Source organism: Streptomyces sp. CNH287 (assembly GCF_000424825.1).
Genome location: NZ_KE384252.1, coordinates 252,828 through 267,792, shown reverse-complemented (window position 1 = coordinate 267,792; position 14,965 = coordinate 252,828). Strand labels below are relative to the sequence as shown.

Here is a 14,965-nt window from a genome sequence, read left to right as displayed (position 1 = left end):
GCGCACGCGCACCCGCACCCGGACGTTCCGCCGCACTGTGACGTATGGCACCATGCTGGGCACCCCGCCCTCCCAGCCTCACAGGAGACATCCCGCGTGCAGCCGTCGGCAGGCCCGGACCTCCCGCACACCCGCGTGCGCCTCGCGCACTGGATCGCCACCGGCGCGGCGCTCGCCGCCGTACTCGGGCTCGCGGCGGCGCTCCAGCCGTCCGACGCCGCCGCCCGCCCCGACGCGACCGCACGGCCCGGTGCCGCCGTCGGCCCGGCGGCCGGCCCCGACCCGGCGAAGGCGCGCTACCCGATCGAGTGTCCGGGTACGACGAGGACGGGCCGCGCCGTCGACGTACTCGACAAGGGCTCCGCGGACTTCGACGGCGACGGCCGCGCCGAGACCGTCGCCCTGGTGCGCTGCCACTCGGAGACCGGCACCCCGCCCAGCGGGATCTTCGTCCTGGCGCACCCGGCGAAGGCGGCCGAGCGGCCGCGCGTCGCGGCGACGCTGATGCCGACGGAGGAGGGCATGAGCGCGCAGGACTTCCGGGTCGGCGGCCCCGGGCCGCGGCACGGCACGGTGTCGGCGCGCCTGCTCGGCTACTCCTCGGCCGAGGTGCCGCGCTGCTGCCCCGACCAGGAGCGAAGGGTCAAGTGGGAATGGCGGGACGGTCAGTTCGCGCTGGTCCCCGCGCCGGTCGCCGGGAGTGTCTGAGCGCTCACCCGGCCGACCCGGTGGGCCGGGTCCGCGCGGTCACTCCGCGTCCGGGCCGTAGACTTCCACGCCGTCCGCCACCCGCCGCACGTGGATGCAGTCGCCGGGGCACTCCTTCGCGGAGTCGGCGACGTCCCGCAGCAGCGGCAGCGGCACGGGCGTGGTGGCGCCCGCCGACTGGAGCAGCTCGTCGTCGGCGCTCTTGACGTAGGCCAGACCGTCGATGTCCAGCTCGAAGACCTCCGGCGCGTACTGCACGCAGATCCCGTCGCCGGTGCACAGGTCCTGGTCGATCCAGACTTCGAGACCTTCGGTGCCGGTGCTCATCCTGGTACCTGCCGTTCCGGTGCTTGTGACGAAATAGTGCCACCCTTGACGGGTGTTGGCCTGATCGACGATACAACCGGGCCGCTTTCCGATGTCGATCGGTGGGTATTCCCCAGAGGTGAGGGAGTGCGCAAGGGTGAAGATCAGACACACCCCGACCGTCTTTGTGATCTAGGGGTTTCAACCCGCACCGGCCCAGGTAGGGTCAGGAAGCGTCCAGCTCCCCTGGAGGAGGTGAGGACCGTGGCAGCCCACGACGACGACACCAACCGCGGCATCCGGCCGGGTCGGGGTTCTGAAGACCCGGCCGGCCAGGTTGCCTATCTCGAGCAGGAGATCGCCGTCCTGCGCCGCAAGCTCGCCGACTCTCCGCGGCACACTCGGATTCTCGAGGAGCGGATCGTCGAGCTTCAGACCAATCTGGCCGGCGTGTCCGCGCAGAACGAGCGGCTCGTCAACACCCTCCGTGAAGCCCGCGACCAGATCGTGGCCCTGAAGGAGGAGGTCGACCGGCTCGCGCAGCCGCCGGCCGGCTTCGGAGCGTTCCTGGAGGCGAACGAGGACGGCACGGCCGACATCTTCACCGGGGGCCGCAAGCTCCGGGTGAACGTCAGCCCCAGCGTCGAGCTGGACACGCTCCGGCGTGGCCAGGAGGTGATGCTCAACGAAGCGCTCAACGTGGTCGAGGCCATGGCGTTCGAGCGCGCCGGCGACATCGTCACGCTCAAGGAGGTGCTGGAGGACGGCGAGCGGGCGCTCGTGGTCGGGCACACGGACGAGGAGCGGGTGGTGCGGCTCGCCGAGCCGCTGATGGACGCCACGCTCCGCGCCGGGGACGCCCTGCTGCTGGAGCCGCGCTCCGGCTACGTCTACGAGGTCGTGCCCAAGAGCGAGGTCGAGGAACTGGTCCTCGAAGAGGTCCCGGACATCGACTACAGCAAGATCGGTGGCCTGGGCGGGCAGATCGAGTCCATCCGCGACGCGGTGGAGCTGCCGTACCTCTTCCCGGACGTCTTCAAGGAGCACGAACTGCGCCCGCCCAAGGGCGTGCTGCTCTACGGCCCGCCCGGCTGCGGCAAGACGCTGATCGCCAAGGCCGTGGCCAACTCGCTTGCCAAGAAGGTCGCCGAGGTGACCGGGAAGCCCCAGGGGAAGAGCTACTTCCTCAATATCAAGGGCCCGGAGCTGCTCAACAAGTACGTCGGCGAGACCGAGAGGCACATCCGGCTGGTCTTCCAGCGGGCAAGGGAGAAGGCGAGCGAGGGCACTCCCGTCATCGTCTTCTTCGACGAGATGGACTCCCTCTTCCGCACCCGCGGCTCCGGAGTCAGCTCGGACGTGGAGAACACCATCGTCCCCCAGCTGCTCTCCGAGATCGACGGCGTGGAGGGCCTGGAGAACGTCATCGTCATCGGCGCCTCGAACCGCGAGGACATGATCGACCCGGCGATCCTGCGGCCCGGCCGCCTCGACGTGAAGATCAAGATCGAGCGCCCGGACGCGGAGGCGGCCCGGGACATCTTCTCGAAGTACCTCACCCCGACCCTGCCGCTGCACCCGGACGACCTCGGTGAGCACAACGAGGACGCCAAGGCCACCGTGGCGGGCATGATCCAGTCGGTCGTCGAGCAGATGTACGCTGAATCCGAGGAGAACCGCTTCCTCGAGGTGACGTACGCCAACGGCGACAAGGAAGTCCTCTACTTCAAGGACTTCAACTCCGGCGCCATGATCCAGAACATCGTGGACCGGGCCAAGAAAATGGCCATCAAGGCATTCCTCGACCAGAACCAGAAGGGTCTGAGGGTCTCCCACCTGCTCGCCGCCTGCGTGGACGAGTTCAAGGAGAACGAGGACCTGCCCAACACCACCAACCCCGACGACTGGGCCCGTATCTCCGGCAAGAAGGGCGAGCGGATCGTCTTCATCCGCACCCTCGTCACCGGAAAGCAGGGCGCCGACACGGGGCGCTCCATCGACACGGTGGCCAACACCGGGCAGTACCTGTAAGGCAGTCCGACCGGCTGCGGGTGTCCCTGAGCGGGGCCCCGCAGCCGGATGTTTTCCCAGCCAGTCCGGAAGGAAGCCCGCAGTGATGTCCCCACCCGGGGCCGCGCGTTCTAGGCTCTGCCGTACCACCGCCTCGCGCAGTGCGGGTCCGGGGACCGCGGCCGGGCCGGATGCGCAGCGGGACGTGAGCGGGGGCCCTACCGCGGGCCGCCGCCGGGCAAGGAGGGCCGCATGACCGTACGGCGAGTAATGGGCATCGAGACGGAGTACGGCATCTCCGTCCCCGGCCACCCCAACGCCAATGCCATGCTCACCTCGTCCCAGATCGTCAACGCCTACGCGGCGGCGATGCACCGGGCGCGCCGCGCGCGCTGGGACTTCGAGGAGGAGAACCCGCTGCGGGACGCCCGGGGCTTCGATCTCGCCCGGGAGGCCGCCGACGCCAGCCAGCTGACCGACGAGGACATCGGCCTGGCCAACGTCATCCTCACCAACGGCGCGCGGCTGTACGTGGATCACGCCCACCCCGAGTACAGCTCGCCCGAGGTCACCAACCCGCTGGACGCCGTGCTCTGGGACAAGGCCGGTGAGCGGATCATGGCGGAGGCCGCGCAGCGCGCCGCCGAGGTCCCCGGCTCCCAGCCCATCCACCTCTACAAGAACAACACCGACAACAAGGGCGCCTCCTACGGCACGCACGAGAACTACCTGATGAAGCGGGAGACCCCGTTCTCGGACATCGTGCGCCACCTGACACCGTTCTTCGTCTCCCGGCAGGTCGTGTGCGGGGCCGGCCGGGTGGGGCTGGGCCAGGACGGCGGCGAGCACGGCTTCCAGATCAGCCAGCGCGCCGACTACTTCGAGGTCGAGGTCGGGCTGGAGACCACGCTCAAGCGGCCCCTGATCAACACCCGCGACGAGCCGCACGCGGACGCCGAGAAGTACCGTCGCCTGCATGTGATCATCGGCGACGCGAACCTCTCCGAGATCTCGACCTATCTCAAGCTGGGCACGACCGCCCTGGTGCTCTCCATGATCGAGGACGGCTTCATCGCCGTCGACCTCGCGGTGGACCAGCCGGTGCGGACTCTGCACGACATCTCGCACGATCCCTCGCTGCGCCGGCTCGTCACGCTGCGTGGCGGCCGTACCCTGACCGCCGTACAGCTCCAGATGGAGTACTTCGAGCTGGCCCGCAAGTACGTCGAGGACCGCTGGGGCGCCGACGCCGACGAGCAGACCAAGGACGTGCTGGCCCGCTGGGAGGACGTGCTGGTGCGCCTCGAGCACGACCCGATGAGCCTGTCGGGGGAGCTGGACTGGGTCGCCAAGCGGGAGCTGATGGAGGGCTACCGCCGCCGGGACCGCCTGGAGTGGGACGCGCCCAGGCTGCACCTGGTGGACCTCCAGTACGCCGACGTGCGCCCGGAGAAGGGCCTGTACAACCGTCTGGCGGCGCGCGGGAAGATGCGGCGGCTGCTGGACGAGGAAGACGTGCTCAGGGCGGTCGGCAAGCCGCCCGAGGACACGCGGGCCTACTTCCGCGGGCGCTGCCTCGAGCAGTACGCGGACGACGTCGCCGCGGCCTCCTGGGATTCGGTCATCTTCGACCTGCCCGGCCGTGACTCACTGCAACGGGTCCCCACGCTGGAGCCGCTGCGCGGGACCCGGAACCACGTCAAGGAGCTGCTGGACCGCTGCCGTTCCGCGGAGGATCTGGTGCGGTTGCTGTCCGGCGGCTGAGAAGCGGCTAAGTCGGGCGCGATCCGGGAATCATCGTGGGGACTTCCGGACGTTGAGCGAAGTGAAGGGCCGATGTCAGTCCCGGATTGTAGGGTCTGATCTTGTAGGTCTCGCGTACACCGAACCGAGCGGGGTGAGGGAAATGGCGACCAAGGACACCGGCGGCGGACAGCAGAAGGCGACGCGTCAGACCGAGGAGACCGAGGAGCAGGCCGAGGAGACACAGGCGTCCGAGGACCTCAAGGAGCGCCAGGAGGCCCTGTCGGAAGACGTGGACTCCGTCCTGGACGAGATCGACGACGTCCTCGAAGAGAATGCCGAGGATTTCGTGAGGTCGTTCGTACAGAAGGGCGGAGAATAGCAGTAAATGTCCGGATGGTGCCGAGGGAGGTGTGCTCCCGTGGCAGCGGACATCGCGGTGCGACGCCTTCGGGCGCGGCACAGGAGCGCGTGACGGGCTCCAGGCTGTTGCCGAGAGCGTCAGCAAGCAGGGGAGGCAGGCGGTCCGGGTCCGGACGCCTCCGCGGGCCGGACGGGACCGGACCGCCTGCCTCCCCGGAAGCAGGGCCTGGCGGAAGCGGCGCGGGGCGATCTCGTGGCGAGCCGGCTGGGCGTCTGCCCCGTTCGCCTCTCCGCTCCCGCAATCCATGTGGATCACGACCACGCGCCGGGTAGGGTCCGGGGCGTGCTGTGCTTCAGCTGCAATGCCGCACTGGGGCCAATTCAAGGACCGGCCCGAGGCGATGCGGCGGGCCATCTCCTACGTGGAAGGAAACGTGTGGAAGCCGAAACTCGTAGCACCGGGCGTCTACCTGCTGCCTTCCTGACGCCCGGCTCGTCCTCCTTCATGGACTTCCTGTCCGTGCACGCGCCGGAGCAGCTGCCGGGCAGCAGGACGCTGCCGCCCGTGCAGGGGGCGATCGAGGCGCCGCACGGCACCACGATCGTGGCGGCGTCGTTCGACGGCGGCGTGATCATGGCCGGTGACCGGCGGGCCACCATGGGCAACGTCATCGCGCAGCGCGACATGGAGAAGGTCTTCCCCGCCGACGAGTACTCGGCGGTCGGTATCGCCGGTACCGCCGGGCTCGCGGTGGAGATGGTGAAGCTCTTCCAGCTGGAGCTGGAGCACTTCGAGAAGGTCGAGGGCTCGCAGCTGTCGCTGGAGGGCAAGGCCAACCGGCTCTCCACCATGATCCGCGGCAACCTGGGCATGGCTCTCCAGGGCCTGGCCGTGGTGCCGCTGTTCGCCGGGTACGACGTGGATCGCGGGAAGGGCCGGATCTTCCTGTACGACATCACCGGCGGGCGTGCCGAGGAAGTCGGCTTCACCGCCGTCGGATCGGGCTCCGTCTTCGCGCGCGGCGCGCTCAAGAAGCTGTTCCGCGAAGGGCTGACGGAGCAGCAGGCGGTCACCGTCGCCGTCCAGGCGCTCTACGACGCGGCGGACGACGACTCGGCGACGGGCGGGCCGGACTTGGTCCGGCGGATCTATCCGACCGTCACCATCATCACCGCGGAGGGCTTCCGGAAGCTCACCGAGGACGAGGTCTCCGAGATCGCGCGTGCCGTGCACGAGGGGCGTCTCCAGCACCCCAACGGGCCGCAGGCCCCGGTCGTCTAGTAGCCGTCGAGAAGCAGGAAGGGACGATTGCCGGTGTCGACGCCGTTCTATGTCTCACCCCAGCAGGCCATGGCAGATCGCGCGGAGTACGCCCGCAAGGGCATCGCGCGCGGGCGCAGCGTGGTCGTGCTGCAGTACGCCGACGGCATCGTGTTCGTCGCGGAGAACCCCTCCAGGGCGCTGCACAAGGTCAGCGAGATCTACGACCGGATCGCCTTCGCGGCGGTCGGCAAGTACAACGAGTTCGAGAACCTCCGGATCGGCGGGGTGCGCTACGCCGACCTGCGCGGCTACACCTACGACCGGCAGGACGTGACGGCGCGCGGCCTGGCCAACGTCTACGCCCAGACCCTGGGCACGATCTTCTCGGCCAACGCGGAGAAGCCCTACGAGGTCGAGCTGATCGTCGCCGAGGTCGGCCCGGCGCCGGAGGACGACCAGATCTACCGCCTGCCGCACGACGGCTCCATCGTCGACGAGCACGGCTCGGTGGCGGTCGGCGGGAACTCCGACCAGATCGGCACCTACCTCGACCAGCGGCACCGGGACGGCATGTCGCTCGCCGAGGCGCTGAACCTCGCGGTGGAGTCGCTCACCCGGGACAGCAACGGCGCCGACCGCAGCCTGACCGCCGAGCAGCTCGAGGTGGCCGTGCTGGACCGCGCCAGACCGCAGCAGCGTAAGTTCAAGCGGGTGCTGGGCCGCCAGCTCGCCGGCCTGCTGGAGGAGGGCGCGCCCGCCCCCGCGGACGAGGAGGGTGAGGCGGACGGGGAGTCCGGCTCCGGCGAGGCGGCGGGCTCCGACGACACGAAGTGACGGGTGCGGGGCGGTCGCCGCTCCGCACACGCCGCACGGGCCGCGGGCGGACAGCCCAGCCTCCGCCTCCGCCGTATCCTGTGCCCCGCCGCGCGCCCCGCGGTGGGGCACGGCCGTGCCCGGGGCCGGGCGGGCGCCGCCCGTCAGCGGGCCGCAGGAGGCCCGGTGGACCCGCGGACCACCAGGGAGACCGGCAGCACCTCCGGCTTCGGCGTGCGGCCCGCCAGGACGTCCAGGAGGGCGCGCATGCCCGCCGCGCCCACGTCCTGGGCGGGCAGCCGTACGGTGGTCAGTTCCGGCTCCAGCGCGGTGGCCAGGTCCAGGTCGTCGAAGCCGGTGACCGAGACGTCGCCGGGCACGCGCAGCCCCAGCCGCCGCGCCGCCTTGCAGGCGCCCGCCGCCAGCAGGTCGTCGTCGCAGACGAGCGCCGTGGGCGGGTTCCGCGCGGCGAGCACCCTGGTCGCCGCCCGCAGCCCGTCGCGGACGCTGAGCGCGGCCGGTTCCGTGTCCACGAGGGCGCCGCCGGTGCCCGCGAGTGCCTCCGCGAGCGCCCGCGCCCGGACGGCGAAGGTCCACGAGTCGACGGCGGCGGTCAGATGCGCCAGCCGGCGATGGCCCAGGCCCAGCAGGTGCCGGGTGATCCCGCGCATGCCGTCGGCGATGTCCAGGTTGACGGTGGCGGTGGCCTGCGTGCCCTGCGGATCGCTGTCCAGCATGACCAGCGGAAGGCTGTCACCGCGCAGCGCCGCGAGGGCCTCGGGCGCCATGGAGGAGGCGATCACGCCGTCCAGCGCGGAGCGCGCGGAGTCGAACGGATCGGGCGCCGGGCCGATCCCCTCGGGCGAGGGGTAGAGCACGATGCCGAAGTCGTGCTCCGCGGCCACCCGGGCGGCTCCGGTGTGCACATGGGCGAAGAAGTCGCCGGTGATCACGGGGACGACCAGCAGCGCGGTGCGGGTGCGGCCCAGCCGCAGGCTGCGGGCGGCCAGGTTCGGCCGGTAGCCCAGCTCGCGCGCGGCGGCCCGTACGGTCTCCGCCCGGACGGCGGAGACCCGGCCGTGCCACTTCTCGGCCAGGACGAGGGACACCGTCGCCTGGGAGACACCGGCGTGCCGGGCGACGTCACGGCTGGTGGGCCGGGCGCCGCCGGGCGGGACGGCGGGGCCGTCGGCTGTCGCACGGGGCACGGGCCGCTCCTTGTCACTGGACCTCGGTCAGCCGCCATGGTACGTATGGAGACCAACATTATACGTAACACCTTCGCGGATTCGTCACTCCCGGTGACCATCGGGCCGGGCGGTGCTGCCGTGGATCTCCCGGTGCGCCGGGCGGAGAGGAGCCCTGGGATGGCGACCGGCTACGCGGAGCTGCTGCGCGCCAAGCACGCGGCGCGACTGCTGGCGGGCACGCTCATCGGCCGGCTGCCGAACGCCACGGCGGCGCTGGCCATCGTGCTCTTCGTCCGTGCCGAGGGCGGGAGTTACACGCTCGCGGGCGTGCTCTCCGCCGTCTACGGCGCGGCCACCGCGGTCGGCCAGCCGGCGCTGGGACGAGCCGTGGACCTGCTGGGCCAGCCCCGGGTGATGGTGCCCGCCGCGGCGCTCTCCGCGCTCGGCATGGGCGTGTTCGCCCTCACGGGTACGGACTCGCTGCCGCTCGCGTGCGCCCTGGTCTTCGTCGCCGGGCTGTTCACGCCGCCGCTGGAGGGCGGGCTCCGGGCGCTGTGGCCGAGCGTGCTCGGCCGCGAGGAGCGGGTGCACGCCGCCTACGCGCTGGACGCGGTGGCGCAGGAACTGATGTTCGCGCTCGGCCCGCTGCTGGTGACCCTGCTCGTCGCCCTGTGGGACGAGGGGGCGGCACTGCTGGTGATCAACGTGCTCGGCGTGCTGGGCGCCCTGTGGGTGGCGGCCTCGCCGCCCTCCCGGCAGTGGCGTTCGGCGCCCCGCGAGGCGCACTGGCTGGGCGCACTCCGCGCGCCCGGCCTGCTCGCGCTGCTCGGCGCGTTCTTCTTCGTCGGTCTGGCCCTGGGCACCATCGCCGTCTCCGCCGTCGCCTACGCGGACGACCACGGCGACAGCCTGATCTCCAGCTACCTCCTCTCGGGGCTCGGCGCGGGCGCCCTGCTGGGCGGCCTGCTCTACGGTGCGCGGCTGTGGCCGGGCAGGCCGGAGCGCAGGCTGCGGCTGCTGGTGGCCGCGCTCGCGATTGGCTACCTGCCGCTGCCGCTGGTGCCGGGGGTGGCCGCGATGACGGTGCTGGCCGGCGTCGCGGGCGTGTTCCTGGCCCCGGCACTCGCCTGCGCGTTCGTGGTGGTCGACCGGCACGCACCGAGGGGCACCGTCACCGAGGCGTTCTCCTGGCTGGTGACGACCTTCGGTGTCGGCGCCGCCCTGGGCACGGGTGCGGTCGGCCCGGTGATCGAATGGGGCGGCGCGTCGGCGGGCTTCGCGGTGGCGGGCGCGGGCGGCGCCGCCGCGCTGGGGGTCCTGCTGGCCACCCGCCGGGTGCTCGACGCCCCCGCGGTGCGTTCGGGAGGGGCGGCGGTCCCGGTCGCCGCGTCCCCGCCGGGCCCGGTGCCGGGCCCGGTCCCGGAGTCCGGCCCGGCCGCCGAAAATGATCGCAACGGTGCCGCCGAACCCGGTTTCAGAACCCGTCATCAGGCGTAATGTTCAGTCATGGACCGCCGAATCTTCGGGCTGGAGAACGAGTACGGCGTCACATGTACGTTCCGGGGGCAGCGGCGGCTGTCCCCTGACGAGGTGGCGCGGTACCTCTTCCGCCGTGTCGTGTCATGGGGCCGCAGCAGCAACGTCTTTCTGCGGAACGGAGCCCGCCTGTACCTGGATGTGGGCTCGCACCCCGAATACGCGACCCCCGAGTGCGACAGCGTGACCGAGCTGGTAACCCACGACAAGGCGGGCGAGCGCATCCTGGAGGGTCTGCTCGTCGACGCCGAGCGCCGCCTGCACGAGGAAGGAATCGCGGGCGACGTCTATCTGTTCAAGAACAACACCGACTCGGCCGGCAACTCCTACGGCTGCCACGAGAATTACCTCGTGGCCCGGCACGGGGAGTTCTCGCGCCTCGCGGACGTCCTCATTCCCTTCCTCGTCACCCGTCAGCTGATCTGCGGAGCGGGCAAGGTGCTCCAGACTCCGCGCGGCGCGGTGTTCTGCGTCAGTCAGCGCGCCGAGCACATCTGGGAAGGGGTCAGTTCCGCCACGACCCGCTCCCGGCCCATCATCAATACGAGGGACGAGCCGCACGCCGACGCCGAGCGCTATCGCCGCCTGCACGTCATCGTCGGCGATTCGAACATGTCCGAGACCACGATGCTGCTCAAGGTCGGCGCCACCGACCTGGTGCTGCGCATGATCGAGGCGGGCACGGTGATGCGCGACCTCACCCTGGAGAACCCGATCCGGGCCATCCGTGAGGTGAGTCACGACATCACGGGCCAGCGCAAGGTGCGCCTGGCCAGCGGCCGGGAGGCGTCCGCCCTCGAGGTGCAGCAGGAGTACTACGACAAGGCGGTGGACTTCTGCGAGCGGCGCGGAATCCGCACGGGCACGGTCGAGCAGGTCCTCGAGCTGTGGGGCCGCACCCTGGAGGCGGTGCGCACCCAGGAGCTGGGCAAGGTGGGCACCGAGATCGACTGGGTGATGAAACACCAGCTCATCGAGCGCTACCGGGAAAAGAACAACCTCACGATGTCGCATCCGCGAATCGCGCAGATAGATCTCGCCTACCACGACATCCACCGCCGTCGCGGGCTCTACTACCTGCTGGAGCGGAAGGGGCAGGCAGCCCGGATCTGCAATGACCTGAAGATCTTCGAAGGCAAGTCGGTGCCTCCGCAGACCACGCGGGCCCGGCTGCGCGGCGATTTCATCCGGCGGGCGCAGGAGCAGCGCCGCGATTTCACCGTGGACTGGGTGCATCTGAAGCTGAACGACCAGGCACAGCGCACCGTGCTGTGCAAGGACCCCTTCCGGTCCGTGGACGAGCGAGTGGAAAAGCTGATCGCGGGAATGTGATTCCGTGTCGGGCGGGGTAGGGGTAGTCGCACGGGGCCGTAGGCTGACAGGAAAGGCGACACCCCCTACCTCGCGAGTTGACACATGACTCTCTCCACCACGGCCCGGCGATTCGCCGCGCTGTTGTCCGTCCCCCTGATCATCGCCTCCGTCGCCGCGTGCGGCAGCGACGACTCCGACGCCGAGGAGAAGCCCAAGGCGGCTACGGAGAAGCCCAAGGCCGCTGGGGAGAAGCCCAAGGCCGCTGGGGAGAAGCCCAAGGCCGCCGCTGTGCCCGCTGTCACGGCCGAGGACGGGAAGCCCAAGATCGAGAAGGGCGAGGGCACCCCGCCCAAGGAGCTCAAGGTCAAGGTCCTCAAGGAGGGCAAGGGCGAGAAGGTCAAGAAGGGCGAGGTCCTCAACGCCGCCTATGTGGGTCAGCTGTGGAACGGCAAGGTCTTCGACAGCACGTGGCAGGAGGGCCGGACCCCGGCCAGTTTCGAGGTCGGCACCGGCAGCGTCATCAAGGGCTGGGACGAGGCGCTGGTCGGCAAGCGGCTCGGCAGCCGCGTCCAGATGGTCATCCCGCCGGAGAAGGGCTACGGCGCCCAGGGCAAGCCGCCGCAGATCCCTCAGAACTCCACTCTCGTCTTCGTCGTGGACCTGAAGAAGACCATGCCGAGCAAGATCGACGGGCAGCCCGTGGAGGGCGAGCAGAACGCGGACCTGCCCAAGGTCGGCACCAAGATCGAGGACAAGGCGCCGGAGATCGAGATCAAGAAGGGCGCCAAGGCGCCCGGCAGGATCATGAGCGAGACGATCATCGAGGGCGACGGCAAGGAGGTCGACGCGAAGAGCACCGTCCTGGCCAACTTCAGCGCCAAGCTGTGGGACGGCAAGGACTTCGCGGACACCTGGCAGCAGGGCGGCCCGCAGGAGTTCCCGGTCGCCCAGATCCCCGGCTGGAAGCAGGGCCTGGAGGGCAAGAAGGCCGGCAGCCGTGTGGTGATCTCGGTGCCCGAGAACAGGTTCCCCAAGGAGCAGCGGCCGCAGTTCAAGTCGGGCATCGTCTTCAGCGTGGACGTGCTCAGCGTGAACTGAGCCCGGCGTCAATCGGGCGCGCGCCAGGTCACCCGGCGTGACAGACTGGTGAGCTGTCCAGCAGATTCCTTTCGTAGGAGCAATTTCGTGAGCATCGAGAAGCCCGAGGTCGACTTCCCCGAGGGCGAGCCGCCGGCCAGCCTGGAGATCAAGGACCTCTGGGAGGGCGACGGGCCTGTGGCCAAGGCCGGAGACCAGGTCTCCGTGCACTACGTGGGCGTCTCTTTCTCCACCGGTGAGGAGTTCGACGCGAGCTGGAACCGCGGCAATCCGCTTCAGTTCCAGCTCGGCGCCGGGCAGGTCATCGCCGGCTGGGACCAGGGCGTGCAGGGCATGAAGGTGGGCGGGCGCCGTCGGCTGACCATCCCGTCCCACCTCGCCTACGGCGAGCAGGGTGCGGGTGGCGGCCGGATCAAGCCCAACGAGACGCTGATCTTCGTCTGCGACCTGGTCTCCGTCTGACGCACGCGGCCGGGGGCGCCGCACCGGCGCCGGCCGCCGGAGCGCCCCGCCGGGCCCCTGCCGTACGCGATCCGCGTACGGCAGGGGCCCCGGCTTTGCGCTGTGTGCACCGAGCGGTACGGTCAGCACCCGGGAGCGGAACGAGAGAGGCAAGGGGTCCATGGCGATTGCCAAGGCCGAGCGGCTGATGAATCTGGCGCTGTGCCTGCTGGGAGCCCGGCGCCCGCTCACCAAGCACGAGCTGCGCGCCTCCATCGAGGCCTATCTCGAAGCGGGCAGCGACGAGTCCTTCAACCGGATGTTCGAGCGGGACAAGGACGACCTGCGCGAACTCGGCCTGGTCATCGACGCGGTGGACAACCTCGACGGCGACGCCGGCTACCTCGCGCGCCGGGACAGCAACAGCCTGCCGCCCATCACGCTGGACGCCGCCGAGGCCACCGCGCTCGGCCTGGCCGCGCGCGTCTGGCAGCAGGCGCGGCTGGCCGGCGCCGCCAGCGGCGCCCTGCACAAGCTGCGGGCCGCCGGCGGGATGCCGCAGGCGGACGAGGAGGAGTCGTACGGGCAGCTGCATCCGCACAGCAGCCTGGAACCGTACATCCCCGCCCGCGAGGCCGCGTTCGAGCCGCTGATGCTCGCCTGCCGCGACCGCCGGGTGGTCGTCTTCGACTACCGCAAGTCCACCGCCGCCCGCCCCGAGCGCCGCCAGGTGGAGCCGTGGACGCTGGAGTGCTGGCGTGGCCAGTGGTATCTGGCGGGCTTCGACCGCGACCGGCAGGCGGAGCGCGTCTTCCGGCTCTCCCGCATCACCGGCCCGGTCCGCTCGCGCGCGGCGGCCTTCACCGCCGTCGTGCCCGACCAGGTCAGGGTGCGCGAGACGGTGGAGCGCTGGGCGGGGGAGAGCGCCTCCCGCACCGCGCGCATCCGGCTGCGCCGGGGCGCCGGATATCCGCTGCGGGCGCGGGCGAGCGAGGTCTGCGAGCGGGAGGACGGGTGGGACGAGCTGGAGATCCCCTACGGGCACGGGCTGGACGCCTGGCTGGTCGAGTTCGGCCCGGACCTGGTGGTGCTGGAGCCCGCCGAGCTGCGGGCCGACGTGGTGGACCGGCTGCGCGCCGTGGCCAAGGGCTGAGCGGCGCGAGCCGAGCAAAACGGTACGGGTAGAGGGGCAAGGGGAGCGCAAGCCATGGCGTCGAACGCGATCGACCAGACCCGCAGGATGCTGTCGCTGGTCACCTACCTGCGGGACCGCCCCGGCGCCCGCGTGGACGAGGTGGCGCGGGCCTTCGGCATCACCGTCGACGAGCTGATCTCCGACCTCGACGTGCTGCCGCTGTGCGGTACGAGCTTCCGCGGGGGCGACCTGCTGGAGATCGACACCGACGGTGAGCACATCTGGTGGCGCAACGCCGACGACCTCGCGGCGCCGCTGCGCATCGCCGCCGACGAGGCGACCGCCCTGCTGGTGGCGGCCCGCGCGGTGGCCACGCTGCCGGGGCTGCGCGAGGGCGACCGGGACGCGCTGCTGCGGGCGACGGCCAAGCTGGAGGCGGCGGCGGGGGAGACGGCGGGCGCCTCCGCCAGGCTGTCGGTGACCTTCGAGTCGGAGGGCGGGGTCTTCGCGGATGTGGACCGGGCCATAGCGGAGCGGCGCAGGCTGTGGGTGCGCTACTACTCGCCGGCGCGGGACGAGCTCACCGAGCGGGAGATCGATCCGATCCGGCTCTTCGCGGTCGGCCACACCTACGTCGAGGCGTGGTGCCGCCTGTCGGAGGCCCGGCGTACGTTCCGGCTGGACCGGGTGGCCGAGATCCGGCTGCTGGACGAGCCCTCCGACCCGCCGCCGGTGGAGCTGCGTGATCTGTCCGAGGGGCTGGTGCAGCCCGCGGCCGAGGACCCGGAGGTGGTGGTCGAGGTGGCGCCCGGCGGGCGCTGGGTGGCCGAGTACTACCCGCACGACAGCGCCGAGGAACTTCCGGACGGCGGCCTGCGGATCACCCTGCGCACCCCCGACCCGGCCTCGCTGCGGCGGCTCGCACTGCGGCTGGGCCCGGACGGCCGGATCACCGCCCCGCGTGAGCTGGCCGACAGTGCCCGGGACGCGGCGAAGCGTGCACTGGCGGGGTACGGGGAGTGAACCGGCGGGTGAGCCGCGCGG

14 protein-coding genes and 1 pseudogene are annotated in these 14,965 nt (G+C 71.1%); 13 read left to right on the top strand and 2 right to left on the bottom strand.

Annotated features, from left to right (window positions below):
• Positions 1-96: 96 nt before the first annotated feature.
• On the top strand, positions 97-708 hold the full coding sequence (locus H299_RS0128725; RefSeq protein ID WP_027751238.1) for a hypothetical protein: 612 nt from the start codon (positions 97-99) through the stop codon (positions 706-708).
• Positions 709-747: 39 nt separating this feature from the next.
• Here H299_RS0128725 and H299_RS0128720 read toward each other — a convergent pair whose 3' ends face one another.
• Positions 748-1,035, bottom strand: a complete 288-nt coding sequence (locus tag H299_RS0128720) for a ferredoxin (RefSeq protein ID WP_027751237.1) — start codon at positions 1,033-1,035, stop codon at positions 748-750.
• Positions 1,036-1,278: 243 nt separating this feature from the next.
• Here H299_RS0128720 and arc point away from each other — a divergent pair, with 243 nt between their 5' ends.
• The 6 genes and pseudogenes from arc (at position 1,279) to prcA (ending at position 7,228) form a co-directional block, all read left to right on the top strand.
• A complete protein-coding gene (arc, locus tag H299_RS0128715) occupies positions 1,279-3,045 on the top strand; it encodes a proteasome ATPase (protein WP_027751236.1) in 1,767 nt (588 codons plus the stop codon).
• 231 nt (positions 3,046-3,276) lie between these two features.
• On the top strand, positions 3,277-4,788 hold the full coding sequence (dop, locus tag H299_RS0128710; RefSeq protein ID WP_199782517.1) for a depupylase/deamidase Dop: 1,512 nt from the start codon (positions 3,277-3,279) through the stop codon (positions 4,786-4,788).
• Between the two features lie 142 nt (positions 4,789-4,930).
• Complete coding sequence (locus tag H299_RS0128705; protein ID WP_027751234.1) at positions 4,931-5,149, top strand: ubiquitin-like protein Pup; 219 nt, start codon at positions 4,931-4,933, stop codon at positions 5,147-5,149.
• Positions 5,150-5,383: 234 nt separating this feature from the next.
• Positions 5,384-5,458 (top strand): annotated as a pseudogene (locus tag H299_RS40735) (endonuclease VII domain-containing protein); the annotation flags it as partial.
• A 108-nt stretch (positions 5,459-5,566) separates the two neighbouring features.
• Positions 5,567-6,412 (top strand): proteasome subunit beta, encoded by an 846-nt coding sequence (prcB, locus tag H299_RS0128700; protein WP_027751233.1) that lies wholly within the window; start codon positions 5,567-5,569, stop codon positions 6,410-6,412.
• 33 nt (positions 6,413-6,445) lie between these two features.
• Positions 6,446-7,228: a proteasome subunit alpha gene (prcA, locus tag H299_RS0128695; RefSeq protein ID WP_027751232.1), complete on the top strand. Its 783-nt coding sequence runs from the start codon at positions 6,446-6,448 to the stop codon at positions 7,226-7,228.
• Positions 7,229-7,371: 143 nt separating this feature from the next.
• On the opposite strand, the gene H299_RS0128690 is transcribed toward prcA, so the two are convergent.
• Complete coding sequence (locus tag H299_RS0128690; protein WP_027751231.1) at positions 7,372-8,415, bottom strand: LacI family DNA-binding transcriptional regulator; 1,044 nt, start codon at positions 8,413-8,415, stop codon at positions 7,372-7,374.
• 159 nt (positions 8,416-8,574) lie between these two features.
• Between H299_RS0128690 and H299_RS0128685 the strand changes: the two genes are divergently transcribed.
• The 6 genes from H299_RS0128685 to H299_RS0128660 all read left to right on the top strand — a co-directional run bounded on the left by H299_RS0128685 (position 8,575) and on the right by H299_RS0128660 (position 14,944).
• Positions 8,575-9,894 (top strand): MFS transporter, encoded by a 1,320-nt coding sequence (locus H299_RS0128685; protein WP_027751230.1) that lies wholly within the window; start codon positions 8,575-8,577, stop codon positions 9,892-9,894.
• Positions 9,895-9,903: 9 nt separating this feature from the next.
• A complete protein-coding gene (pafA, locus tag H299_RS0128680) occupies positions 9,904-11,265 on the top strand; it encodes a Pup--protein ligase (RefSeq protein ID WP_027751229.1) in 1,362 nt (453 codons plus the stop codon).
• An 84-nt stretch (positions 11,266-11,349) separates the two neighbouring features.
• Positions 11,350-12,345: an FKBP-type peptidyl-prolyl cis-trans isomerase gene (locus H299_RS0128675; protein WP_027751228.1), complete on the top strand. Its 996-nt coding sequence runs from the start codon at positions 11,350-11,352 to the stop codon at positions 12,343-12,345.
• 87 nt (positions 12,346-12,432) lie between these two features.
• The gene (locus tag H299_RS0128670) at positions 12,433-12,807 is read left to right on the top strand and encodes an FKBP-type peptidyl-prolyl cis-trans isomerase (protein ID WP_027751227.1); all 375 of its coding nucleotides are present in this window, start codon (positions 12,433-12,435) and stop codon (positions 12,805-12,807) included.
• Between the two features lie 160 nt (positions 12,808-12,967).
• On the top strand, positions 12,968-13,939 hold the full coding sequence (locus H299_RS0128665; protein WP_027751226.1) for a WYL domain-containing protein: 972 nt from the start codon (positions 12,968-12,970) through the stop codon (positions 13,937-13,939).
• A gap of 54 nt (positions 13,940-13,993) precedes the next feature.
• Positions 13,994-14,944, top strand: a complete 951-nt coding sequence (locus H299_RS0128660; RefSeq protein WP_027751225.1) for a WYL domain-containing protein — start codon at positions 13,994-13,996, stop codon at positions 14,942-14,944.
• Positions 14,945-14,965 lie beyond the last annotated feature (21 nt).